23 protein-coding genes are annotated in these 22,208 nt (G+C 69.0%); 6 read left to right on the plus strand and 17 right to left on the minus strand.

Annotated features, from left to right (window positions below):
* Positions 1-87 precede the first annotated feature (87 nt).
* The 4 genes from CS1GBM4_RS05095 to rph form a co-directional block, all read right to left on the minus strand.
* Positions 88-1,317, minus strand: a complete 1,230-nt coding sequence (locus CS1GBM4_RS05095) for an SMP-30/gluconolactonase/LRE family protein (RefSeq protein WP_186417610.1) — start codon at positions 1,315-1,317, stop codon at positions 88-90.
* A gap of 180 nt (positions 1,318-1,497) precedes the next feature.
* Complete coding sequence (hemW, locus tag CS1GBM4_RS05100; RefSeq protein ID WP_244607061.1) at positions 1,498-2,700, minus strand: radical SAM family heme chaperone HemW; 1,203 nt, start codon at positions 2,698-2,700, stop codon at positions 1,498-1,500.
* Entirely contained in the window at positions 2,697-3,356 is a 660-nt protein-coding gene (rdgB, locus tag CS1GBM4_RS05105; RefSeq protein WP_186417611.1) for an RdgB/HAM1 family non-canonical purine NTP pyrophosphatase, read from the minus strand. The genes hemW and rdgB overlap by 4 nt, the downstream gene beginning before the upstream one ends.
* 156 nt (positions 3,357-3,512) lie before the next feature.
* On the minus strand, positions 3,513-4,229 hold the full coding sequence (gene rph, locus CS1GBM4_RS05110) for a ribonuclease PH (protein ID WP_186417612.1): 717 nt from the start codon (positions 4,227-4,229) through the stop codon (positions 3,513-3,515).
* Between the two features lie 242 nt (positions 4,230-4,471).
* Between rph and hrcA the strand changes: the two genes are divergently transcribed.
* On the plus strand, positions 4,472-5,554 hold the full coding sequence (hrcA, locus tag CS1GBM4_RS05115) for a heat-inducible transcriptional repressor HrcA (RefSeq protein ID WP_186417613.1): 1,083 nt from the start codon (positions 4,472-4,474) through the stop codon (positions 5,552-5,554).
* Positions 5,555-5,598: 44 nt separating this feature from the next.
* Positions 5,599-6,207 (plus strand): ankyrin repeat domain-containing protein, encoded by a 609-nt coding sequence (locus CS1GBM4_RS05120; protein WP_186417614.1) that lies wholly within the window; start codon positions 5,599-5,601, stop codon positions 6,205-6,207.
* 61 nt (positions 6,208-6,268) lie between these two features.
* On the opposite strand, the gene CS1GBM4_RS05125 is transcribed toward CS1GBM4_RS05120, so the two are convergent.
* From CS1GBM4_RS05125 to CS1GBM4_RS05160, 8 genes are all read right to left on the minus strand, one after another.
* On the minus strand, positions 6,269-6,622 hold the full coding sequence (locus tag CS1GBM4_RS05125) for a cupin domain-containing protein (RefSeq protein WP_186417615.1): 354 nt from the start codon (positions 6,620-6,622) through the stop codon (positions 6,269-6,271).
* A 1-nt stretch (position 6,623) separates the two neighbouring features.
* On the minus strand, positions 6,624-7,238 hold the full coding sequence (locus tag CS1GBM4_RS05130; RefSeq protein WP_186417616.1) for a LysE family translocator: 615 nt from the start codon (positions 7,236-7,238) through the stop codon (positions 6,624-6,626).
* 120 nt (positions 7,239-7,358) lie between these two features.
* A complete protein-coding gene (gene recF, locus CS1GBM4_RS05135) occupies positions 7,359-8,486 on the minus strand; it encodes a DNA replication/repair protein RecF (RefSeq protein WP_186417617.1) in 1,128 nt (375 codons plus the stop codon).
* A gap of 15 nt (positions 8,487-8,501) precedes the next feature.
* On the minus strand, positions 8,502-9,620 hold the full coding sequence (dnaN, locus tag CS1GBM4_RS05140) for a DNA polymerase III subunit beta (RefSeq protein ID WP_186417618.1): 1,119 nt from the start codon (positions 9,618-9,620) through the stop codon (positions 8,502-8,504).
* A gap of 133 nt (positions 9,621-9,753) precedes the next feature.
* Entirely contained in the window at positions 9,754-11,256 is a 1,503-nt protein-coding gene (gene dnaA, locus CS1GBM4_RS05145; protein ID WP_244607062.1) for a chromosomal replication initiator protein DnaA, read from the minus strand.
* Between the two features lie 797 nt (positions 11,257-12,053).
* Positions 12,054-12,320 (minus strand): 30S ribosomal protein S20, encoded by a 267-nt coding sequence (gene rpsT / locus CS1GBM4_RS05150; RefSeq protein WP_186417620.1) that lies wholly within the window; start codon positions 12,318-12,320, stop codon positions 12,054-12,056.
* A 203-nt stretch (positions 12,321-12,523) separates the two neighbouring features.
* Positions 12,524-13,522 (minus strand): threo-3-hydroxy-L-aspartate ammonia-lyase, encoded by a 999-nt coding sequence (locus tag CS1GBM4_RS05155; RefSeq protein WP_186417621.1) that lies wholly within the window; start codon positions 13,520-13,522, stop codon positions 12,524-12,526.
* 115 nt (positions 13,523-13,637) lie between these two features.
* Positions 13,638-14,411, minus strand: coding sequence for an enoyl-CoA hydratase (locus CS1GBM4_RS05160; RefSeq protein ID WP_186417622.1), 774 nt, complete (start codon positions 14,409-14,411; stop codon positions 13,638-13,640).
* 179 nt (positions 14,412-14,590) lie between these two features.
* On the opposite strand from CS1GBM4_RS05160, the gene CS1GBM4_RS05165 reads away from it, so the two are divergent.
* Positions 14,591-15,064 carry an SRPBCC family protein gene (locus CS1GBM4_RS05165; protein WP_186417623.1) on the plus strand — a complete coding sequence of 158 codons (474 nt, stop codon included), beginning with the start codon at positions 14,591-14,593 and terminating at the stop codon, positions 15,062-15,064.
* Positions 15,065-15,069: 5 nt separating this feature from the next.
* Here the strand turns inward: CS1GBM4_RS05165 and mutM are convergent, their stop codons facing one another.
* The 3 genes from mutM to CS1GBM4_RS05180 are packed head-to-tail and all read right to left on the minus strand — an operon-like array spanning position 15,070 to position 17,062.
* A complete protein-coding gene (gene mutM / locus CS1GBM4_RS05170; RefSeq protein WP_186417624.1) occupies positions 15,070-15,957 on the minus strand; it encodes a bifunctional DNA-formamidopyrimidine glycosylase/DNA-(apurinic or apyrimidinic site) lyase in 888 nt (295 codons plus the stop codon).
* A complete protein-coding gene (locus CS1GBM4_RS05175) occupies positions 15,957-16,379 on the minus strand; it encodes a hypothetical protein (protein ID WP_186417625.1) in 423 nt (140 codons plus the stop codon). The genes mutM and CS1GBM4_RS05175 overlap by 1 nt, the downstream gene beginning before the upstream one ends.
* Positions 16,376-17,062 (minus strand): hypothetical protein, encoded by a 687-nt coding sequence (locus CS1GBM4_RS05180; RefSeq protein ID WP_186417626.1) that lies wholly within the window; start codon positions 17,060-17,062, stop codon positions 16,376-16,378. Before CS1GBM4_RS05180 ends, CS1GBM4_RS05175 begins: the two co-directional genes overlap by 4 nt.
* Before the next feature lie 134 nt (positions 17,063-17,196).
* Here CS1GBM4_RS05180 and ubiE point away from each other — a divergent pair, with 134 nt between their 5' ends.
* The 3 genes from ubiE (at position 17,197) to CS1GBM4_RS05195 (ending at position 20,446) form a co-directional block, all read left to right on the plus strand.
* Positions 17,197-17,958, plus strand: coding sequence for a bifunctional demethylmenaquinone methyltransferase/2-methoxy-6-polyprenyl-1,4-benzoquinol methylase UbiE (gene ubiE / locus CS1GBM4_RS05185; protein ID WP_244607063.1), 762 nt, complete (start codon positions 17,197-17,199; stop codon positions 17,956-17,958).
* Positions 17,959-18,067: 109 nt separating this feature from the next.
* Positions 18,068-19,627: a 2-polyprenylphenol 6-hydroxylase gene (gene ubiB / locus CS1GBM4_RS05190; protein WP_186417628.1), complete on the plus strand. Its 1,560-nt coding sequence runs from the start codon at positions 18,068-18,070 to the stop codon at positions 19,625-19,627.
* A 180-nt stretch (positions 19,628-19,807) separates the two neighbouring features.
* Entirely contained in the window at positions 19,808-20,446 is a 639-nt protein-coding gene (locus CS1GBM4_RS05195) for a L,D-transpeptidase (RefSeq protein ID WP_186417629.1), read from the plus strand.
* Between the two features lie 49 nt (positions 20,447-20,495).
* Here CS1GBM4_RS05195 and CS1GBM4_RS05200 read toward each other — a convergent pair whose 3' ends face one another.
* On the minus strand, positions 20,496-21,380 hold the full coding sequence (locus CS1GBM4_RS05200) for a hypothetical protein (RefSeq protein WP_186417630.1): 885 nt from the start codon (positions 21,378-21,380) through the stop codon (positions 20,496-20,498).
* 12 nt (positions 21,381-21,392) lie between these two features.
* Positions 21,393-22,130, minus strand: coding sequence for an IclR family transcriptional regulator C-terminal domain-containing protein (locus CS1GBM4_RS05205; RefSeq protein ID WP_186417723.1), 738 nt, complete (start codon positions 22,128-22,130; stop codon positions 21,393-21,395).
* Between the last annotated feature and the right edge of the window lie 78 nt (positions 22,131-22,208).

A 22,208-nucleotide genomic window follows, 5' to 3' on the forward strand; every position in this document is an offset into this window, starting at 1 on the left:
TCAAGTCAAGCGGGCAAGCGCGAGACCCCCTCCCGGATGCGAGAGGGGTTCTCCGTGCCGTTCGTCGCTGTTTGCGCCTGCCGGTCTTTACCCCGGCCCCGCCCCCTGCGTGCCGAGATGGACCGCGTAGAGCGACTGGCTCGCCGCCATGAACAGGCGGTTGCGCTTCGGCCCGCCGAAGCAGATGTTGCCGCAGACTTCCGGCAGGCGGATGCGGCCGATCAGCTTGCCCTCCGGGTTGAAGCAGAGCACGCCGTTGTAGCCGACGGCGCGGCCGGCATTGCTGGAGGCCCAGAGATTGCCCTGCACGTCGCAGCGCAGCCCGTCCGGCCCGCATTTCACCCCGTCGACCATGCAGTCGGAGAACAGCTTGCCGTTCGAGAGCTTGTTGTCCGGGCCGACGTCGAAGACATGGATGTCGCCCTTGCCCCCCGGGCCGGTGTCGCCCGGCCCCTTGCCGGTCGAGGCGACGTAGAGCTTCTTGAAATCGGGCGAGAAGCAGAGCCCGTTCGGGTCGGGCACCTGTTGCTCGGTGACGACGAGGTCGACGCGGCCGCTCGGGTCGATGCGGTAGCAGTTCGTCGGCAATTCGCGCTTGTAGAAGCCGATCTCGGGCGGTTGGCCGAGGCGGGGATTGATCTTGCCGCCCGAATTGCTCGGCCCGCCGGCCGCGTCGGGCGCGCCCTCATAGAGCTGGCCGCCATAGGGCGGATCGGTGAACCAGTAGCTGCCGTCCGGATGGGCGACGACGTCGTTGGGCGAATTCAGCCGCTTGCCGTCGAACTTGTCGGCGAGGATCGTCACCGAGCCGTCGAGCTCGTAGCGCACGACGCGGCGGTTGAGATGCTCGCAGGAGAGCTGCCGGCCCTGGAAGTCGAAGCTGTTGCCGTTGCTGTTGCCGGACGGCGTGCGGAAGACGCTGACGCGCCCGTCATCCTCGAGCCAGCGTAGCTGCCGGTTGTTCGGGATGTCGCTCCAGACCAGGTAGCGGCCCTGCGCGTTCCAGGCCGGCCCCTCCGCCCAGAGCGCGCCCGTCCAGAGCCGCTGGATGGCGGCGTTGGGCTGGGCCAGCCCCTCGAAGGCCGGGTCGACCGCGATGACGTCCGGATCCCAGAAATAGGTAGTCGGCGCGCCGCCGCGGCCGAAATCCCGCGGCGGCGTGGTGACCGTGCTCGGCGGGCCGGGGCGGGCGGCCGGAGCCTGCGCCAGCGCCGTGTCGGCGGCGGCGGCGGCGGCGAGCGCTCCCGCTCCAGCGACCTGCAACAAACGGCGGCGTGACAATGCGGGATGTGATTCAGCGATGCTGTTGCGCGGCATTCGTGACCTCCCTGGATTGAACTATGTCGTTCTTGCCAGGGCATCGGGAGCGCCGATTGCGGCGGTGACGTGGCGGCAGGAGCCCGCCTCGTCATGGCGAGCCCCACTCGAACAGGGCTTCTCAACGCCTTAAATCGGTTTAATAATATCGAGTCCGGCCGTCACCGTTGCGACCAGTCCTCAGGCCGCTAGGTCGGCGACGAGCGCGTCGAGCAGCAGGGCGCCTTCCGGCGTCGCGGCGAGCCGGCCGTCCCGCCTGCGGGCGAGGAAGCCTTCGCCGATCAGGCTGCCGATGCGGTTGCCGTTGAGCTTGCGGCCGGCAAGGCCTTCGAACACGTCGGGATCGATGCCTTCGACGAGGCGCAGGCCCATCAGCAGGTATTCGTCGCCCTGCGCCTCGGCCGAGAGCTTCTCGTTCTCGATCAGGGCGTCGCCGCCGGCCTCGATGCGCTCCAGCCAGGCCTCTGGCCGCTTCTCGGTCGATTGCGCGAGGCGGCCCTCCGCCGTCACCAGCCGGCCATGCGCGCCCGGGCCGACGCCGGCATATTCGCCATAGTGCCAGTAGATCAGGTTATGCCGGCATTCCGCGCCCGGCCGGGCATGGTTCGAGATCTCGTAGACCGGCATCCCGCGCTTCGCCGTGATCTCCTGCGTCACCTCGTAGAGCGCCGCGCCCGCATCGGGATCGGGAATGGCGAGCTTGCCGGCGCGGTAGAGCTGGTCGAAGGCGGTGCCGGGCTCAATGGTCAGCTGATAGAGCGAGAGATGCTCGGCGGCGTGGCCGATCGCGAGCTCGAGCTCCGCCTGCCAGAGCGCCGGCGTCTGCTCCGGCGAGCGGGCATAGATCAGGTCGAAGGAATAGCGTTCGAAATAGCGCTGGGCGATCGCGACGGCGTCGAGCGCCTCCTGTGCCGAATGCATCCGGCCGAGCGCCTTGAGGTCGGCATCGTTCAGCGCCTGCACGCCGAGCGAGACCCGGTTGACGCCGGCCGCGCGGAAATCCCGGAACCGCCCGGCCTCGACGCTGGTCGGATTGGCCTCCAGCGTGACCTCGCAATCGGAGGCGACGGCCCAGTGCTCGCCGATCGCGTCGAGGATCGCGCCGACAGTCGCTCCCTCCATCAGCGAGGGCGTGCCGCCGCCGAAGAAGATCGAGGACACCGTCCGTCCGGGCGCGAGCTCCGCACGCTGGGCGATCTCTCGCCGGAAGGCGGCGACGTAGCGCGCCTGGTCCGGCGGCTGGTGGCGGACATGGGAGTTGAAGTCGCAATAGGGGCATTTGGCCAGGCAGAACGGCCAATGCACATAGACGGCGAAGCCGGCATCCGCCGTCGGATGCGCCGGCACGCCGGGCCGCCCGGTCGAGGCGATGCCGTGCGTCAAGCGGGCTTCCTCAGGCAGGCGGCGGCCAGCACATGGAAGGCGCGGGCCCGGTGCGACAGCCCGGGCGAGCCGTCACGGGGGATGCCGTGCTTTTCCTCCGCCGTCATCTCGCCGAAGGTCTTGGCATGGCCGGCCGGCTGGAAGATCGGGTCGTAGCCGAAGCCGGAGCTGCCGCGCGGCGCGTCGGCGATCGTGCCGAAGACGCGGCCCTCGAACAATTCCTGATGCCCGTCCGGCCAGGCGATCACCAGCGCCGAGACGAAATGCGCCTTGCGCTGCTCGGGCGTGGTCGCGCCACGCTTTGCAAGCTCGGCCTGCACGCGGGCGAGGGCCGGGGCGAAGTCCTTGCCCGGACCGGCCCAGTTGGCCGAGAACAGACCGGGCGCGCCGTCGAGCGCGTCGATGCAGACGCCGGAATCGTCGGCGAGTGCCGGCAGGCCGGAGGCCTGCGCCGCCGCGACCGCCTTGATCGCGGCGTTCTCGGCGAACATGTGGCCGTTCTCCTCCGGCTCCGGCAGGCCGAGCTCGCCGGCGGAGACGAGCTCGATGCCATAGGGTCCCAGCAGCTCGCGCATCTCGCGCAATTTGCCCTGGTTGTGGGTCGCGATCACGACCTTGCCGGTGAGGAGGCGGTTGCTGGTCTCGCGCGCCGTCATTCCGGGGCGCTCCGCAGGAGCGAGCCCGGAACCCATGACCACAGGTTCTGGTCGTCAGGCCTCGTCATCGCAGTTCCTTCGTTGCGGACTGTCCGCTCGCCTCGTGTTCATGGGGTCCGGGCTCTTCGCTGCGCGAAGCCGGAAAGACGGAGAGGTTCAGCTCACCGCCGCCTTCTGCAGGGCGACGAGCTTGCCGACGCCGCCCTTGGCGAGCCTGAGCAGAGCCATCAGCTCCTCCTCGCTGAAAGGCGCGCCCTCGGCCGTGCCCTGCACCTCGACGAGGCCGCCAGCGCCGGTGATGACGAAGTTGGCGTCGGTCTGCGCGCCGGAATCCTCGACATAGTCGAGATCGATGACGGGATTGCCGGCGACGATGCCGCAGGAGACCGCCGCGACATGGTCCTTGAGCGGATTGGCGCCCTTCAGCAGGCCGCGGCCCTCCATCCATTTCAGCGCGTCGTGCAGCGCGACCCAGGCGCCGGTGATCGAGGCGGTGCGGGTGCCGCCATCGGCCTGGAGCACGTCGCAGTCGACGACGATCTGGCGCTCGCCGATCGCGGTCAGGTCGACCACGGCGCGCAGGCTGCGCCCGACCAGGCGCTGGATCTCCTGCGTCCGTCCGGAGGGCTTGCCCGAGGTGACCTCGCGGCGGGTGCGCTCATGCGTCGCGCGCGGCAGCATCGAATATTCGGCGGTGACCCAGCCCTTGCCGGTGCCGCGCAGCCAGGGCGGGCCCTTCTCCTCGACGGTTGCGGCGCAGAGCACCCTGGTCTCGCCGAAGGTCACCATGCACGACCCTTCGGCATAGCGGACCACGCCGCGTTCCAGCGTGACCTTGCGCATCTCGTCGGCCGCGCGCTTCGAGGGTCTCATCATTCCGTTCCTGTCGCCATCAGAGCATTTTCGCGCGTGGTGGGCGCCGGCCCGCGGTAAGAAAATGCGATAAACCAAAACGTTGGAGGATGTCAGGGCTACGAGGACATGCCGAGATCCGCCAGCCCGCGGCTTGTAGGCGCTTAGCACGACAGCGGCAAGGCGAAGCCTGTCGAGAGGGCTTGATCCCGCCGCGCTCGCCGGGGACAATAGGCTATGGACACGAGGCTGTTCGTCAGAGAATGAGCGCCCATTCGCGCCCGGAAGCACCCGGCGGACTGATCGAGATCGACCAGCGCTCGCGCGAGATCTTCCGCCAGATCGTCGATGGCTACCTGACCACCGGCGAGCCGGTCGGCTCGCGCAACATCGCCCGGCTGCTGCCGATGGCGCTGTCGCCGGCGACGGTGCGCAACGTCATGACCGATCTGGAGATGGCCGGGCTGATCTACGCGCCGCACACCTCGGCCGGGCGCCTGCCGACCGAGCGCGGCCTGCGCTTCTTCGTCGACGGCATGATGGAGGTCGGCAATCTCACCTCCGACGAACGGGGTCGCATCGAGGCGCAGATCAGGGCCGCCGCCAGCAACCGTTCGCTCGACCAGACCCTGACCGAGGCGTCCGCGCTGCTGTCCGGCCTGTCGCGCGGGGCCGGCGTCGTCGTCACCACCAAGGCCAATGCCCGCCTGCGCCATATCGAATTCGTCCGGCTCGATGCCGGCCGGGCGCTCGCCGTGCTCGTCGCCGATGACGGCACGGTCGAGAATCGCATCCTGACGCTGCCGCCGGGCCTGCCGGCCTCGGCGCTGGTCGAGGCCGGGAACTTCCTCAACGCCCGCATCGCCGGCAAGACGCTGGACGAACTGCGCCGCGAGATCGCCGACAGCCGCGCCCAGATGGAGCGCGAGCTCGACGAGCTGACGGCGCGGCTGGTCGAGACCGGGATCGCCACGAGCTCCGGCCCGTCGAGCGATCGGCATCTCATCGTCCGCGGCCAGGCCAATCTGCTCGAGGACCTGAAGGCGCAGGAGGATCTGGAACGCATCCGTCTGCTCTTCGCCGATCTGGAGACGCAGACCGAGCTGATCGACCTGCTCGCGCGCGCCGAGGCCGGCGACGGCGTGCGCATCTTCATCGGCTCGGAGAACAAGCTGTTCTCGATGTCGGGCTCCTCGATTATCGCGGCACCCTTCCGCGACGGCGGCCAGCGCATCGTCGGCGTCGTCGGCATCATCGGCCCGACCCGGCTGAACTATGCCCGGATCGTGCCCATGGTCGACTATACCGCCAAGGTGGTCGGGCGCCTGCTCGACAGCGGCCGGTGAGGCGGCCGTTGCGGGCTGCCGCGATCCTGGCGGGAGTGTTGCTGATGACCGGAGCAAGCGAGGCGCAAACCGGCCTGCTCGAAGCCGCGGGCCGCGGCGATCTTGCCGCGGTGAACCGCCAGATCGCAGCCCGCGCCGATCTCGAACAGCGCGACGCCCAGCGCCAGACCCCGCTCCTGCTCGCCGTCGCCGGCAACCATGTCGCCGTCGCCAAGGCGCTGCTCGCAGCGGGCGCGAGCCCCAATGCCCAGGCGTCGAACCAGGACACGCCCTGGCTGCTCGCCGGCGCCAGCGGCCGCACCGAGATCATCGCGGCGATGCTGCCGCTCAAGCCGGACCTGACGATCCGCAATCGCTATGGCGGCAATGCCCTGATCCCGGCCTGCGAGCGCGCCCATGTCGAGACGGCGAAGCTCCTGCTGACATCAGGCATCGACGTGAACCACGTCAACAATCTCGGCTGGACCTGCCTGCTGGAGATCGTGATCCTCGGCGATGGCGGCCCGCGCCATCGCGAGGTGGCGAAGCTCGTGCTCGACGCCGGCGCCGATCCCAATCTCGCCGACAAGGACGGCGTCAGCCCGCTCCAGCACGCCCGCAAGCGTGGCCAGAGCGAGGTCGCCAGGCTGATCGCGGCGGCCGGCGGGCGCTGAGCCCAATGTCATTCCGGGCCCATCGCTGTGTGATGTCCTGGAATGACGGGAAGAGGGCCCGCTACTCCAGCCAGTCGGTGACGAAGCGCTCGCTGGCGTGGATGTCGATCGATTCCAGCATGTCCGGCCCGAGGCTGCGGAACTTGTGCGGCACGCCGGCCGGAACCACCAGGATTTCGCCGGGCCCGGCCTCGATCTCCCGGTCGCCGATCGTGTAGAGGGCCCGCCCGGCCCGTACGATGAAGGTCTCGGGATAGGGGTGGCTGTGCAGCCGCGGCCCCTTGCCGGGCTCGGCGCGGACGAAGATCAGAGAGATCTCGCCGCCGAAACCCTGCACCTCGCCCTGCCATTCGCCCGGGGTCTCGGACCAGTCCGCGCGGCGAATGGCGCGCGGCCCCGCGCGTTCGCCCGCCATCTCAGCCGCGCGCCGCGATCGCCGCCGCCGCGCCGGCCATGACGCCGCCGGTGACACGGTTGATCCGGCGCATGGTGCGTGGGCTCGCGACCAGCCGCCGGGCCCGGTCGGCGGCGTAGGCATAGCCGAGCAGCGTGGTGTTGATGATCAGCATGGTGAGCCCGGCCACCTCGGCGAAGGCGAGCGGCGTCAGCGCCTGCAGGTCGACCACCAGCGGCAGGATCGAGACGAAGAACACCATCACCTTGGGATTGCCGAGCGTCAGCGCGACGCCGCCGAGGAAGAGGCGGACGCCCTCGCCGCGCGCCGCGGGCTCGTCCTCCAGGCTCTTCACCGGGGCAGTCCAGAGCTTCCAGGCGAGATAGCCGAGATAGGCGCAGCCGGCATATTTGATCGCCAGGAAGACACCGTGGAAGCTCTGCATCAGCAGCGTCAGGCCGAGCGCCGAGAAGGCGAGCCAGATCAGGTCGCCGGCCGCGATGCCGAGCACGAACGGCACGGCGCGGCGGAAGCCGGTCGACAGCGAGCGCGCCACGATCGCGGCGATGCCCGGGCCCGGCGAGGCGACGGCGAGGAAATAGACACCGGCGAAAACCAGCAACCCGGCGAGATCCATCGGCGCTTCTCCCTGATTGATGCCGTTGGGACAGCCTAACAGCAAGCGGCCCCGGCGTCCTATCGGCTTGCGTGATGGCGCCGATCAGCCGGGCTGACCGATGATGGACCGCGGCTCCTTTCAGGATGCGGCGCGAACCTCTCCCGCCGTCACCAGGAAGCGCTGCGCCCCGGCGGGAAGATCGCCGAACAGGGCCGGGTCGGCGCCGGTCATCCAGACCTGGCAGCCGAGCTCCGCCAGCGTGGCGTAGAGCGCCGCCCGCCGGCGCGGATCGAGATGGGCGGCGACCTCGTCGAGCAGCACCAGCGGCGGCAGATCGCTCATCGTCGCGACCAGGCGGGCATGGGCGAGCACGAGCCCGATCAGCAGCGCCTTCTGCTCGCCGGTCGAACCCTGGCCGGCCGGAATGCCCTTGGCGGCATGGCGCACGGCGAGGTCGGAGGCCTGGGGGCCCGTGAGGGTGCGCCCGGCCGCCTTGTCGCGCGGGCGCATCTCGCGCAGCAGCTCGCGATAGCGGTCTTCGGCGTCGAGCGCCGGCAGGCTCGCGACCAGCGCGTCGATCTCGCCTTCCAGCGCGATCTCGGCCCGGGGGAAGGGCGAGGCCTCGTCCGCGGCCTGTGCGATGATGGCGGAGAGCCGCGCCACCGTCTCCGCCCGCGCCGCCGCGACCGCGACGCCGAGCTCGGCGATCTCGCGCTCGACCGCGTCGAGCCAGCGCTGCTGGTGCGCGCTCTCCTCGAGGATGCGGTTGCGCGAGCGCAGCGCCTTTTCGAGCGCGTTCGAGCGTGTGCCATGGCCCGGGTCGACCGCCAGCACCAGCCGGTCGAGGAAACGGCGCCGGTCGCCGGCCGCGCCGCGGAACAGCCCGTCCAGGTCGGGCGTCAGCCAGACCAGGCGCAGATAGTCGCTGAAGGCGAGCGCCGAGCCGGCCGGAACGCCGTCGATGCGGGCGATCCGCGCCCGCCGTCCGTCGGCGTCCGGCGGCTCCAGCCCGATCCCGAGCCGCGCCCCGTCATCGGCGAGCGCGATCGAGACCGCGAAGCTGCCGTCTCCCGGCTGGCGCGCCATCTCCGACAGCTCGGCGCGGCGCAGGCCGCGGCCGGGCGCGAACAGCGACAGCGCCTCGAGCAGATTGGTCTTGCCGGCGCCGTTCTCGCCGCACAGTGCGACGAGCCGGCCCTCGATCGCCAGATCGAGGGCCGGATAGGAGCGGAAATTCTGCAGGACGAGGCGGGCGACCGCGGTCAAGAAGCGCTCGCCGGGTCAGACCCGCATCGGCATCAGCACATAGAGGGCCGAAGCGCCTTCGCGGTCCTGGATCACCGTCGGCGAGCCCGGGTCGGCGAGCTTGAGCAGCGCCGTGTCGCCGTCGAGCTGCGCGGCGATGTCCATCAGATAGCGCGCGTTGAAGCCGATATCGAGCGGGCCGGCATCGTAGTCGACCTCGATCTCCTCGGTCGCCGAGCCGGAATCGGGATTGGTCACCGAGAGCGTCATCCGCCGGTCGGCCATGGACAGCTTCACCGCACGGCCGCGCTCGGAGGAGATCGTCGAGACGCGGTCGACCGAGGCGGCGAAGTCGCCCTTGTCGACGGTGAGCAGCTTGTCGTTGCCCGACGGGATGACGCGCTGATAGTCGGGGAAGGTGCCGTCGATCAGCTTCGAGGTCAGCACGACCTCGGCGGTGGCGACGCGGATCTTGGTGGCCGAAAGCTCGACCTGGACCTCGCTCTCGCCGTCCTCGAGCAGCTTCTGGATCTCGGCCACGGCCTTGCGCGGCACGATCACGCCCGGCATGCCGAGCGAGCCCTGCGGCGCGGCGGTGTCGACGCGGGCGAGACGGTGACCATCGGTCGCGACCGCGCGCAGTACCGGGCGCCCGTCGACATCGATCGCGTGCAGATAGATGCCGTTCAGGTAGTAGCGCGTCTCCTCCGTCGAGATCGCGAACTGGGTCTTGTCGATCAGGCGCTTGAACTCGCCGGCCGGCAGCACGAAGCGGTGGGCCATCTCGCCGGCGGTGATGTCCGGGAAGTCGCTTTCCGGCAGGGTCTGCAGGGTGAAGCGCGAGCGGCCGGAACGCAGCACCATCTGCCCGGTCTCGCCGGTGGTCTCCAGCGAGACCTGCGAGCCGTCGGGCAGCTTGCGGACGATGTCGTAGAGGGTGTGGGCCGGAACCGTGGTCGCGCCGGGCTCGACCACCTCGGCCGGCACGGTCTCGACCACCTCGATGTCGAGGTCCGTCGCCTTCAGCTTCAGCCCCTCCTCGCTGCCGCGCAGCAGGAGGTTCGACAGGATCGGGATCGTGTTGCGCCGCTCGACGACGCGATGGACATGCCCGAGCGACTTCAGGAGCGTGGAGCGTTCGACCGTAACCTTCATGGCATCTTCTGGCGTGCTGGCGTCCGCGGCGGGCCGGCGGGCGAAAGAATGGCCCGCGACATTGCCGGAGGGCCGGCCCGCGCGCAAGGGCGCCGGAGGCCGGCCTGCACAGTTAACCGAGCCGGGCCGGGCTTCACTCCTGCAGCATGCGCTTCAGCAGGTCGACCTCGTCATGCAGCAGCCGGTCCTCGACGATCGCCTTCTCGATCTTGCGCACCGCGTGCAGCACGGTGGTGTGGTCGCGCCCGCCGAAGCGGCGGCCGATCTCCGGCAGCGAACGCGGCGTCAGCGCCTTGGCGAGATACATCGCGATCTGGCGCGGCTTGACCACCGCCGCGGTGCGGCGTTCGGACAGGATGTCGGCGCGGCTGACATTGTAGCGGGTCGCGACCAGCTTCTGGATGTCCTCGATCTTGACCCGCCGCGGCTCGCGCGTCCGCACCAGGTCGCGGATCGCCGCCTCGGCCGTCTCCATCGTCACGCTGGCGCCGGTCAGCGTCGCATGCGCCAGGATGCGGTTGGCGGCGCCGTCGAGGTCGCGGCCATTGGTGGCGACGAGCTTGGCGACATAGGCGATCACGTCCGGATTGACGTGGAAGCTCGGATGGGCCGCCTTCAGCCCGTCGAGGCGGGTGGTCAGGATCTTGACGCGCAGCGCCTCGTCGAGCTCGCCGATCTCGACGACGAGCCCGCCGGCGAGGCGCGAGCGGATGCGTTCGTCGAGCGCTTCGAGATCGGCGGGCAGCCGGTCGGCGGCGACGACGATCTGCTTGCCGGCGTCGATCAGCGCGTTGATCGTGTGGCCGAATTCCTGCTGGATCGAGCGGCCCTGGATGAACTGGACGTCGTCGACGATCAGCAGGTCGATGCCGCGCAGCTTCTCCTTGAAGGCGAGCGCCGTCTGCGATTTCAGCGCCGCGACGAAGCCGTACATGAAGCGGTCGGCGGTGAAGTAGGCGACGCGCTTGCCGTGCTGGCGCGCATCCTGCGCGATCGCCTGGATCAGGTGCGTCTTGCCGAGCCCGACCCCGGCATGGAGGTAGAGCGGGTTGTAGGGCGTCGAGCCGGCCGGCGCCGCCGAGATCCGCTCGGCCGCGGCGAAGGCGAGTGCGTTCGACTTGCCGACGACGAAGCTCTGGAAGGTCATCCGCCGGTCGAGCAGCGTGCCGCACGCGTCCATCGGATCGCGTTCGCAAGGCTGGGCAGCGGCCGAGGCGGGAGCGACCTCCGCCAGCGGGGCCGCGTCCCGGGCCTGGGCCGGGCGGACCCGCGGCGCCGACATGTCGAGGGACGGATCGGCGCTCTCGCGCGCCACCTGGCGCACCGAGAGGGCGATGCCGTTGGGCGCATCGAGCTCGGCCATGCAATGCGCCCGCAGACGCTCGGCATAATGGGCTTCGAGCCAGCTCTTCAGGAAGCGGGTCGGCACGGTGAGCTGGGCGACACCCTCGACGATCGCCCCGATCTCGACACGCGCGAACCAGCTGGAGAAGACATCCTCGCCGAGCTCGGCGCGCAGGCGCCGGCGGACCCTGTCCCAGCGTTCCTTGAAGCCGGCGACGCCCGCCGGCTCGGTCAGGACGAGGCTGGTCACCGTCGGGGTGGCCCCAGCCTCAGCCAGATTGACAGTCTCCATCCGCTCGAACATCCGATTGCCCCGTTCACGATAGCGCGCACTTGTCCGCCCGTCCGAGAGGCGGGTGGCTGTGCGATGTCTGGTTTCTAGGAAAAGCATGGCCCTCTTCGCGGTTGCGATGCCGCGAAGCGAGGTCACTCCAACGCTCTTCATGGTATTGCCGCGTGATCGGAAAACTCGATCGCGGCCGCTTGTCTTTTCAGTGCTTTCAAATCTTGAAGTCAAGCAATCTCATTCTTCCAACCCCTTCGGTCGTAAGCCAAAACGATCAACAATTCTGTGGGGGGCCGGTCAGACATCGCTGTCCGCCCGGCGATGAAAAGGACCTTACAGGGCCGCCTCGAACGGGAGCAATATCCCCCTCAGCCGGCTTCGCGGCCCGGGGCCGAGTCGGCCCGTCTCCGGCAATCGGAAAGGGGCCTGCAATCAGTTGGGGAAGTTAAGCTTTTCTTTACGCGGCGGGTCTCGCGCCGGCCCCGAATCTTTTTTTTCCGAGGCTGCGCCCTACCCCTTCCGGGGGAGGGCGATTCCCGCAGGCGAATTGCTTTGCCCACTAAGATGATGAAAAATATGGAGGAATTTTGCGCGGTCGAAAGTCCCGGACGGGACCTGTCGCGACCCCGAAAACCGCCCGGGAGTCAAGTCGGTAAAGCAGTGGAAAGATTGCGGAATCCGCGTTGACAGCAGGTGTTGCGCCGGAGCATCGGGGCCTGGTTTTCACCGCCGGCCGGGCAAACGAAAACCCGGCCTCGCGGCCGGGTCGAAAGCAGTTCGAAATCCGTTCCGGCGAACGCCGGTCAGGACGCCAGTGCGCCGATCCGATGCGCCAGGCGCGAAACCTTCCGGGAGGCGGTGTTCTTGTGAACCACGCCCTTCTGCGCAGCCCGCATGATCTCCGGCTGGGCGGCCTTCAGCGCCTCGGTGGCGGCGCCCTTGTCGCCGGAGGCGATCGCCTCCTCGACCTTGCGCAGGAAGGTGCGCACGCGGCTGCGGCGCGCCTTGTTCACTTCGGTGCGCCGCGCGATCTTGCGCGTGGCCTTCTTGGCCGAAGTCGTGTTGGCCATGCTCTGTCCTCGTCCTCATCGCGGCAGGCGCCTGGCAATCTGCCGGCTGGCACGACCACGAACCCTACCAGTGAAAATGCGAGCGACGGTCCTGCTGGAGCAGGCCGTCGCGAGGCCCGAGCCTATAGTCCCTGCCGCGTCCGTCGTCAACGGCGGAATCGCGCGGCGTCCGTCGCGGCTCGCCGCGTGCCGTCCCGGTCCCGTCAGGCGCCCTCGCCGATGAAGCGCGCGAAGCTGGCGAGGTCGACATTGCCGCCGCTGAGGATGACGCCGACGCGCTTGCCCGCCACCGGCACGGCTCCGGTGAAGGCGGCGGCGGCGGCGAGGCAGCCGGTCGGCTCGACCACGAGCTTCATCCGCTCGGCGAAGAAGCGCATCGCGGCGACGAGCGCCGCATCCGGCACGGTGACGATGTCCTCGACCAGGTCGCGGATGATCGGGAAGGTGTAGTCGCCGAGGAAGGGCGTCTGGGCGCCGTCGGCGATGGTCTTGGGCACGGCGATCTTGACGATCTCGCCCTTGCGCAGCGATTGCTGGCCGTCGTTGCCCGCCTCCGGCTCGACGCCGTAGACCTTGCAGCCCGGGTTGAGCGCCCGGGCCGCGAGCAGAGCGCCGGCGAGCAGCCCGCCGCCGCCGAGGCAGACCAGCAGCACGTCGAGCTCGCCCGCCTCCTCGATCAGCTCCTTCGTCGCCGTGCCCTGGCCGGCGATCACCTCGGGATGGTCGTAGGGCGGGATCAGGGTCAGGCCGCGCTCCGCCGCCAGCCGGCTGCCGAGCTCGAGCCGGTCCTGCGTATAGCGGTCATAGGTCACGACCTCGGCGCCATAGCCCTTGGTCGCCGCGACCTTCGCCGCGGGCGCGTCGAGCGGCATGATGATCGTCGCCGGGGCGCCGAGCAGCCTGCTGGCATAGGCGATCGCCTGGGCATGGTTGCCGGAGGAATAGGTCAGCACGCCCGCCTTGCGCTGCTCGGGGCTGAGCGCCGCGATGGCGTTGTAGCCGCCGCGGAACTTGAAGGCGCCCATGCGCTGCAGGTTCTCGGCCTTGAAGACGAGATTGGCGCCGGTGCGCTCGTTCGCCGTGCGCGAGGTCAGGGCCGGCGTGCGGTGGGCCACGCCGGCGATGCGCTTCGCGGCGGCCTCGACATCGGCATAGCTCGGCAGCGCGATGCCGTCGGTGAGGGGGCGGGCGGCGGCGGTCATGGCGAATCCTGCGTCACTGCGGAGTGCGCGCATGGTGTCAGCAGCGCCGCCGGCCTTTCAAGTGAAAGAACGTGACCCCGGTCATGCGCGGCGCTGATCGCCGGGGCCGGCTGCCTCAGCGATTCCTGAACTCGGGCTTCCGCTTCTCGGCGAAGGCGGCCATGCCTTCCTTCTGGTCATGGGTCGCGAACAGCGCCGAGAAGACGCGGCGCTCGAAGCGCAGGCCCTCGGCCAGCGTCACCTCGAAGGCGCGGTTTACCGCTTCCTTGGCGGTGAGGACCGAAGGCAGCGATTTCGCGGCGATCTGCTCGGCCGCCTTCAGCGCTTCCGTCATCAGCTCGGCGAGCGGCACGATGCGGGCGACGAGCCCGGCCCGCTCGGCCTCCTCCGCGCCCATCATCCGGCCGGTCAGGCACAGATCCATCGCCTTCGCCTTGCCGATCGCATGGGTCAGGCGCTGCGTGCCGCCTGCGCCGGGGATGACGCCGAGGTTGATCTCGGGCTGGCCGAACTTGGCGTTGTCGGCGGCGATGATGAAGTCGGCCATCATGGCGAGCTCGCAGCCGCCGCCGAGCGCGAAGCCCGCCACCGCGGCGATGATCGGCTTGCGGCGCTGGCCGATCCGGTCCCAGTCGGCGAATTTGTCGTCGAGATAGGTGCCGGGATAGGTGCGCTCCTGCATCTCCTTGATGTCGGCGCCGGCGGCGAAGGCCTTGTCCGAGCCGGTGATGACCGTGCAGCCGATGCCGGCATCCCGTTCGAAGCCGTCGAGGGCGGCGTTGACCTCGCCGATCAGCTGGCCGTTGAGGGCGTTCAGCGCCTGCGGCCGGTTCAGCGTGACGATGCCGACCTTGCCCTTCACCTCGACGAGAATGGTCTCATAAGCCATGGCGGCCTCCCTGGGGTCTGTCGCCCGCAGCATTAGCGGGTGGCGCCGCGGCAAGTCCATGCGCGCCGGTGCAAGGCAGGATGCGGGTGCTTGGCATTCGCCGGCCCGCCGAATTTTCGCGACCGCCGCGGCGGTTCATGCGTTGATGCTTCGCAAACCCGTCGAACAGGAGGCAGGCAATGGCCGGCGAAAGCAGAACCGACACGGCCTCGCGGCTGGTCAAGGCCTCACCCGGCGCGATCTACAACGCCTTTGCCGATCCCACCGCGCTGGGCCGCTGGCTGCCGCCGAAAGGAATGAGAGCTCGGATCGAGCGTTTCGAGCCGCGTCCCGGCGGCAGCTACCGCCTGGTCCTGACCTATGACGACCCGTCGGGCGCGCCGGGCAAGGCCGCCGCGGACAGCGATATCGTCGAGGGCCGCTTCCTCGCGCTGGAGCCGGGCGAGCGCATCGTCTGGGAGGTCGGCTTCGTCTCGGACGATCCGGCCTTCGCCGGCACGATGACGATGACCTGGCGCTTCAAGGAGGTCCGCGACGGCACCGAGGTGACGATCCTCTGCGAGAACGTGCCGGCCGGCATCCGCAAGGAGGACCACGATGCCGGCCTGCGCGCGACGCTGGAGAACCTCGCGAGCTTCGTCGAAGAGGCCTGAGGCGGTCAGCGGCGCTGGCAGCGCTCGCAATAGAAGGTCGAGCGGCCTGACTGGACGAGCCGCTTGACCAGATGTCCGCAGCCCGGCGTGACGCAGGGCTCGCCCTCGCGGTCATAGACCCTGAAGCGGTGCTGGAAATAGCCGAGCGAGCCGTCGGCATGGGCGAAGTCGCGCAAGGTCGAGCCACCGGCGGCGACCGCCTCCTCAAGCACCTCGCGGATGATCTGCGCCAGGAGACGGGCCTTCTCGCGCGGCTTGCCGGCCGGTGTCGCCAGCGAGCCCGCCTCCGCCTCGGGATGCAGGCCGGCGCGGAACAGCGCCTCGCAGACATAGATGTTGCCGAGCCCGGCGATCAGCCGCTGGTCGAGCAGCGCGGCCTTCAACGGCGCGATCTTGCCGGAGAACAGCTTGGCCAGCAATTCGCCGGAGAGCTCGTTGCCGAGCGGCTCGATGCCCATCCCGGCGAAATGCCTGGAGCTTTCCAGCCCGGCACGCGGAACGAGGTCCATGAAGCCGAAGCGGCGGACGTCGTTGTAGGTGACCCGCGCGCCCGAGCCGAGATGGAAGACGACATGGTCGTGGACGAGGTGCCGGCCGATCTCGTTGTAATAGGCGCCGGGTTCGGTCGGCGGCGTACCGGGTGCCTCGACGACGAAGCGCCCGCTCATGCCCAGATGCATCACCAGCGCCTGCCCGTCGTCGAGATCGGCGATCAGGTACTTCGCCCGCCGCGACAGCGCCTCGACCCGCCGCCCGGTCAGCCGTTCGGCGAAGCGCTCCGGCAGCGGAAAGCGCAGATCGGGCCGGCGCTGCTCGACGCTCGCGAAGCGCTCGCCGAGCATGGCGGGCTCCAGCCCGCGCCGGACGGTTTCGACCTCGGGAAGTTCAGGCATTAAACGGTCAGAGCCTTGAAGCCGGACGAGCGCTTGACCGGTAGTTCAAATAATGAGCCAGGCGCCGCGGATTTAATGAAGTTCTCCATTTCCGGCCAGCGCCAGAGCAGGGTCGATGCGATTTGGTTTATGGGAGTCTTTTGGAAGCCTGATGCTAGTACGAACCCTTTCAATCCAGATCGCAGCCATGCCGCTCGATTCGCCCTGTTACGGCTAATTCTCAAATCATTCGTCAGAACGACCCAGTCGGCAGGCCTATCCTGATGTAGGCGTTCGATCCAATCGATATCGGGAGTATTGTGGCGAAAACCATAATCCGCCATATCCCGCACGTGCCGTGCAACTCCTCCCTCGGTGCGGATGTAAGCGTTTAGAACTTCGGCAAGCACAGGAGATGTGCAGTTGTCGAAGAAGATTCTCACGCGGCCAAGCCGCGTTCAAAATCCACGGCGCGCTGTACAGCGGCCGGGCTTACACGAAAGAGCTGCGCTGCCCGGGTGATGGAGCCTTCAGCTTCCGCAGCTGCGCTCAAAATCGATGTAGGTACGCCTACACTCTCGATAATTGGTTGGCCAAATTGCCTCGTTGGGTCGAGGACGATGTCGCTGGCGCGGCCTCTAGGCCACCACCGGGCAGCAATATCGGTGTCGAAATCAATACCTTTTAGGCTCGGCTCGATTACCTTGTGCATGACATATTGGCCTCGCTTGAATAGATCGACGAGCGGCCGATCGTCTTCACCTTCGCCCAGCGCCTCCAAGAGCAAGGTTCGACCATCCGTTCTAAAGCGAGATGTCGCAAATGGGTGGTCATGCTCGATCAATTCGCGGGCTAGAACGAGAGCTCTGCGAACCTTTTGAGGGCTCAACCCGGCGGCGATAAAGGCCGAAGCCATCCGGCTTTGCACAAGATCGAGAAAACCAAGGTAGAGCTTGTCGTCGTGCAGATCGATCTGTCCGTGCCAAAGGGGAGCGTAGGTGCGATTTCCAGAACCATGCCCCTTGAGCCAACGGGTCAGTTTTGCAGCTGGCACCTTGATCAGGCGCGCCGCTTCAGCGGGTGTATAAAGCCCTAGGCCAATGAGAGAGGTGTCGTGCTTCGTCAAGAATGAACCCTCGGCCCCAAAACTAGAATCACGCGGCGACGTTTAGGTCAACGCGCGCGACATCCAAGGCGATGGCGCTGATGGCGCGCTTTCGCTATTCATCGCCTCACCCGAACACAAGAGCGGCCTCAACCGTGACAGCAGCCTCCGACACCACCCATTTCGGCTTCGAGAGCGTCCCGCTCGGCGAGAAGCAGGCCAAGGTCGACGACGTCTTCCACAAGGTCGCCGGCCGCTACGACCTGATGAACGACCTGATGTCGGCGGGCCTGCACCGGGTCTGGAAGGAGGCGCTGCTCACCGCGCTGAAGCCGCCGCGCGACCGGCCCTTCCACCATCTCGACGTCGCCGGCGGCACCGGCGACGTCGCCTTCAAGGTGCTGGAGGAGGGCGGGCCGCAGACGCAGGTCACCGTGCTCGACATCAATGCCGAGATGCTGGCCGTCGGCCGCGAGCGCGCCCAGAAGCGCTTTCCGGGCGACGAGCGCATCCGCTTCGTCCAGGGCAATGCCGAGGCGCTGGCGCTGCCCGACAATACCTTCGATGCCTATACGATCGCGTTCGGCATCAGGAACGTCCCCCGCATCGAGAAGGCGCTGGCCGAGGCCTATCGCGTGCTGAAGCGCGGCGGCCGTTTTCTCTGCCTCGAATTCTCCCATGTCGACGTGCCGCTGCTCGACAAGGTCTACGACGCCTATTCCTTCAACCTGATCCCGCCCATGGGCAGGCTCGTCACCGGCGACGGCGAGCCCTATCGCTATCTCGTCGAGTCGATCCGCAAATTCCCGCGCCCGCAGCTCTTCGCCGACATGATCGCGCAGGCGGGCTTCCGCCGCGCCGGCTTCACGCCGATGACCGGCGGGGTGGTGGCGCTGCATTCCGGCTGGAAGCTGTGATGGCCCTCGCCTCGTCATGCTCGGGCTTGACCCGAGCATCTCCGGAAGCGAGCCCCTTTCGGCCTGAGATGGCCGGTGCAAGCCCGGCCATGACGGGTACTGCCGCCGCATGATCTCGGCCCTCGCTCATCTCGCCCGCTCGGCCCGGGTCGGCTTCGTGCTGGCGCGCGAGGGCGCGCTCGCCCTCGTCGACCCCTCGGTGCTGCCGCCGGCGGCGCGGGCGCTGATCGCGCTCGGCCGGCTGATCGAGCGCCGCGGCGCCGGTTCCTCCGCGACGCGCCTCGCCGCGGCGCTGACCCGGCTCGGACCGTCCTATGTCAAGTTCGGTCAGTTCCTGGCGACGCGGCCCGATGTCGTCGGGATGAAGATCGCCGAGGACCTGTCGGCGCTGCAGGACCGGATGCCGCCCTTCCCGATGGCGCAGGCGCGCGCCGCCCTCGCGGCCGCCTACGGCCGGCCGGCCGAGGCGATCTTCGCCGAGTTCGGCGAGCCGGTCGCGGCGGCGTCCATCGCCCAGGTCCATCGGGCCCGCCGCAAGGACGGCTCCGAGGTCGCGGTCAAGATCCTGCGGCCCGGCATCCGCGACCGCTTCCATCGCGATCTCGCCGCCATGCGCTTCGGCGCGCAGCTGGCGGAGGCGCGCTCCCCCGAGGCGCGGCGCCTGCGCATGACGGCGGTGGTCGAGACCCTGGCGCGCTCCGTCGCCATGGAGATGGATCTCAGGCTGGAGGCCGCCGCCCTCTCCGAATTCGCCGAGAACACCCGCGAGGACGCCGATTTCCGCGTGCCGGTGCCGGACTGGCAGCTCACCGCCCGCGAAATCCTGGTCGACGAATGGATCGACGGCATCCGCCTCTCGAATGTCGAGGCGCTGCGCGCCGCCGGGCACGACACGGTCGCGCTCGGCCGCACCGTCATCCAGTCCTTCCTGAAGCATGCGATCCGCGACGGCTTCTTCCACGCCGACATGCATCCGGGCAATCTCTTCGTCGATGCCGAGGGTCGGCTCGTCGCGGTCGACGGCGGCATCATGGGCCGGCTCGGCCACAAGGAGCGGCGCTTCCTCGCCGAGATCCTCTACGGCTTCATCACGCGCGACTACCGGCGCGTCGCCGAGGTGCATTTCGAGGCCGGCTATGTCCCGGGCCATCACTCCGTCGACGATTTCGCCCAGGCGATCCGGGCCGTCGGCGAGCCGATCCACGACAAGCGCGCCGACGAGATCTCGATGGCGAAGGTGCTGACGCTCCTGTTCGAGATCACCGGCCTGTTCGACATGGCGACGCGCACCGAGCTCGTCATGCTGCAGAAGACCATGGTCGTGGTCGAAGGCGTCGCCCGCACGCTCGATCCCCATCTCGACATGTGGACCACGGCCGAGCCGGTGGTGCGCGACTGGCTGACGCGCAATCTCGGGCCGATCGGCAGGCTCGAGGATGCCGGCCGCAGCGTGCGCAGCCTCGCCGCCAGCCTGGCCAACCTGCCGGAGACGGTCGGCCGGGCCGAGCGCGTGCTCGGGCAGCTCGAAGACTCCTCGCGCCACGGCTTCTCGCTGGACGAGGCCAGCGTCCAGGCGATCGGCCGCGCCGAAGCGGCGCGCAATCGCTGGGGCAATTGGGCGCTCTGGCTGATCGCGGCGCTGCTGGCCTGGATCGCGATCTTCGACTAGCGAACCGCCCAGCGTTGCCGCTGGACGACTGGAAACCATTTGAACGGTTTGCGCTTTACAAGCGCCGGCCCGTCGGGATTCCTTTACGGCAAGGCCGGGGCTGTCCCGCATGGCGCGAGCGCCCCAGCGACAGCGACCACAGAGCCGATTCCTCAGGTTGCGTCGTTCAGGAGTCGCGTCATGCATCGCCTTCTCGGCATTCTGGCCTTTCTATGCGCGTCGGTCGCCGGCCTCGCCTCGGCCGAGGCGAGGCTCGACGTCCGCGTCGACATCGCCGCGCAGCGCATGACCGTGACCACCAGCGACGGCGAGATCCACAGCTGGGCGATTTCGTCCGGCCGCAAGGGCTTCCGCTCGCCCAACGGCGTCTATCGCCCGACGCGCCTCGAGCGCAGCTGGTATTCGCGCAAATATGGCGGCGCGATGCCCTATGCCGTCTTCTTCCGCGGCGGCTACGCCATCCATGGCACAACCGCCGTCGGCGCGCTCGGGCGGCCGGCCTCGCATGGCTGCATCCGCCTGCATCCGGCCAACGCCGCCAAGCTGTTCGCGCTGGTCAGGAAGCATGGTTCGGGCAACACCCGCATCGCGCTGAACGGCGCCGCGCCGGACAATCTCTCGCGCTTCGCCAAGGCGTCCGCGGGTACCAAGCACAAGATCGCCAAGGCCAAGGTCAAGACGCAGAAGGCCGTGCTCTCGGCCAAGCAGCAGCGCCCGGGCCCTGCCTGGGGCGAGGCGCGCGAGCAGATCCTGCTCAGGCCCGCCGTGCCCGCCGGCGCGATCGGCTTCCAGCCGCTGTCGGGACCGGGCTGGCGTTGACAATTCCGCCCCGGCACCGAGCCTCGGCCGCCCCGGAATGACCTACAGCTTAGATCGCCTCCGCGGCGATCCGCGCCCAGCCTTCCAGGGCCTCGCGGGGCCGCAGCCGGGCGAGCGGCGAGGCTTCGCGCACGATCCTTTCGCTCGGCGCGCCGGCAGCATGGCTCTGCGGCTCGACGCAGAGGAAATCGGCTCCGGCGGGCGCCCAGACCACCGGGCAGCGCAGGCTCTCGCTCGCGCTCACGGTGATGGCGAGGCCGGCCGAGGGCGTCTCGATCCGGGCCGCCCCGTCCCAGCCGAGAAAGCTCCACGCGGTCTCGGCTCCCGTGGCGAAGACCGGCTTGCCGGCATAGGGGCCGCCTCCGGCGAGGGCTTGCGTGCCGGTGGCGCGGAACTTGTCGCCGAAGATCAGCGCGCCGGCCGCGATCATGGCGAGGCGCGTGTCGGCGGCACAGGGGAACCAGGGATGCAGGCCCATGCCGAAGGGTAGTGCCCGGTCGGACTCGTTGATCAAGGTCAGCACCACGGTCATGCCGCGCTCGTCGAGCCGGATCTCCTGGCGCGCCAGGTAGCGATAGGGATCGGGCCCGGCGGCCCGGCGGTGCACCAGCACGGCATCGCCGGCATCGTGCTTCTCCACCTGCCAGGCCGACTGCCAGCCGAAGCCGTGGATCGTGCCCGACGGATCGTTGGGCGGCACGCCGAAGCGGGTATGGCCGTCGTCGACGAGGCTGCCGAAGGCGCGGTTGGCGAAGGGCAGCATCGCCCAAGCGCCGAACTTGTTGGGCGTGGCCGTCTGCGGCACGAGCCCGGCCGGTGCGTGCAGCAGCGGCTGCGGTCGGCCCTCGGGACAGCGCCAGTCGAGCGCCGCGATCATGCCGCCGGCCTCGGGCGCGATGCGGGCCGTGTAGCGATCGGCCGAGAGCGTCAGCATGTCCGGTGTCCTTCAGGCGATCAGGGGCTGCAGCAGGCCCTGCATGGCCCGCATCCGCGGCAGGAAGTTCGTCTCGATCTCGACCCGGCCGGCATGCTGGACCTGAGCCGAGAGGTTGAAGGCGGCGACGGTCTCGCCGCGGCTGTTGCGCAGGGGCATCGCGACCGAGATCAGCCCGAGCTCGAGCTCCTGGTCGACGATGGCGTGGCCCTGCTCCTTGACCCGGGCGAGGACGGTCATCAGCGCATCCACATCCGTCACGGTCTTCGCCGTCAACGCCCTGGGGCGCCCCGCGAGGATGCGCGCCCGCGCATCGTCCGGGTCGCGCGCTGCCAGGAGCACCCGGCCCATCGATGTGCAGAAGGCCGGCAGGCGCGAGCCGACCGAGAGGCCGACCGACATGATCCGCCTCTGGGCCGAGCGGGCGATGTAGACGATCTCGGGCCCGTCGAGCAGCGAGGCGGAGGAGGATTCGTGTGTCTCCTCCGACAGGCGCTCGAGAAAGGGCTGCACCAGCTGCGGCAGCGCGGTCGACGACAGCCAAGCATAGCCGAGGCGCAGCACCCGCGGCGTCAGCCGGAAGAACTTGCCGTCGAACTCGGCATAGCCGGTCCGTGCCAGCGTCAGCAGGCAGCGGCGTGCCGCCGCGCGCGAGAGATCGGTGGCGCGCGCGACCTCGGCGATGGTCAGCCTGTCGTGGCCGGCGTCGAAGCACTCGATCACCGCCAGCCCTTTCTCGAGCGCGGCCATATGGTCGGGCGACGGCTTGGCGGCTTCGCTGCTTGACCCGGGCACGGCCGCTCTCTAAAGTTCGAAAATCAGAACGAT

The organism is Allobosea sp. CS1GBMeth4, from assembly GCF_900185715.1.
Classification (GTDB): domain Bacteria; phylum Pseudomonadota; class Alphaproteobacteria; order Rhizobiales; family Beijerinckiaceae; genus Allobosea.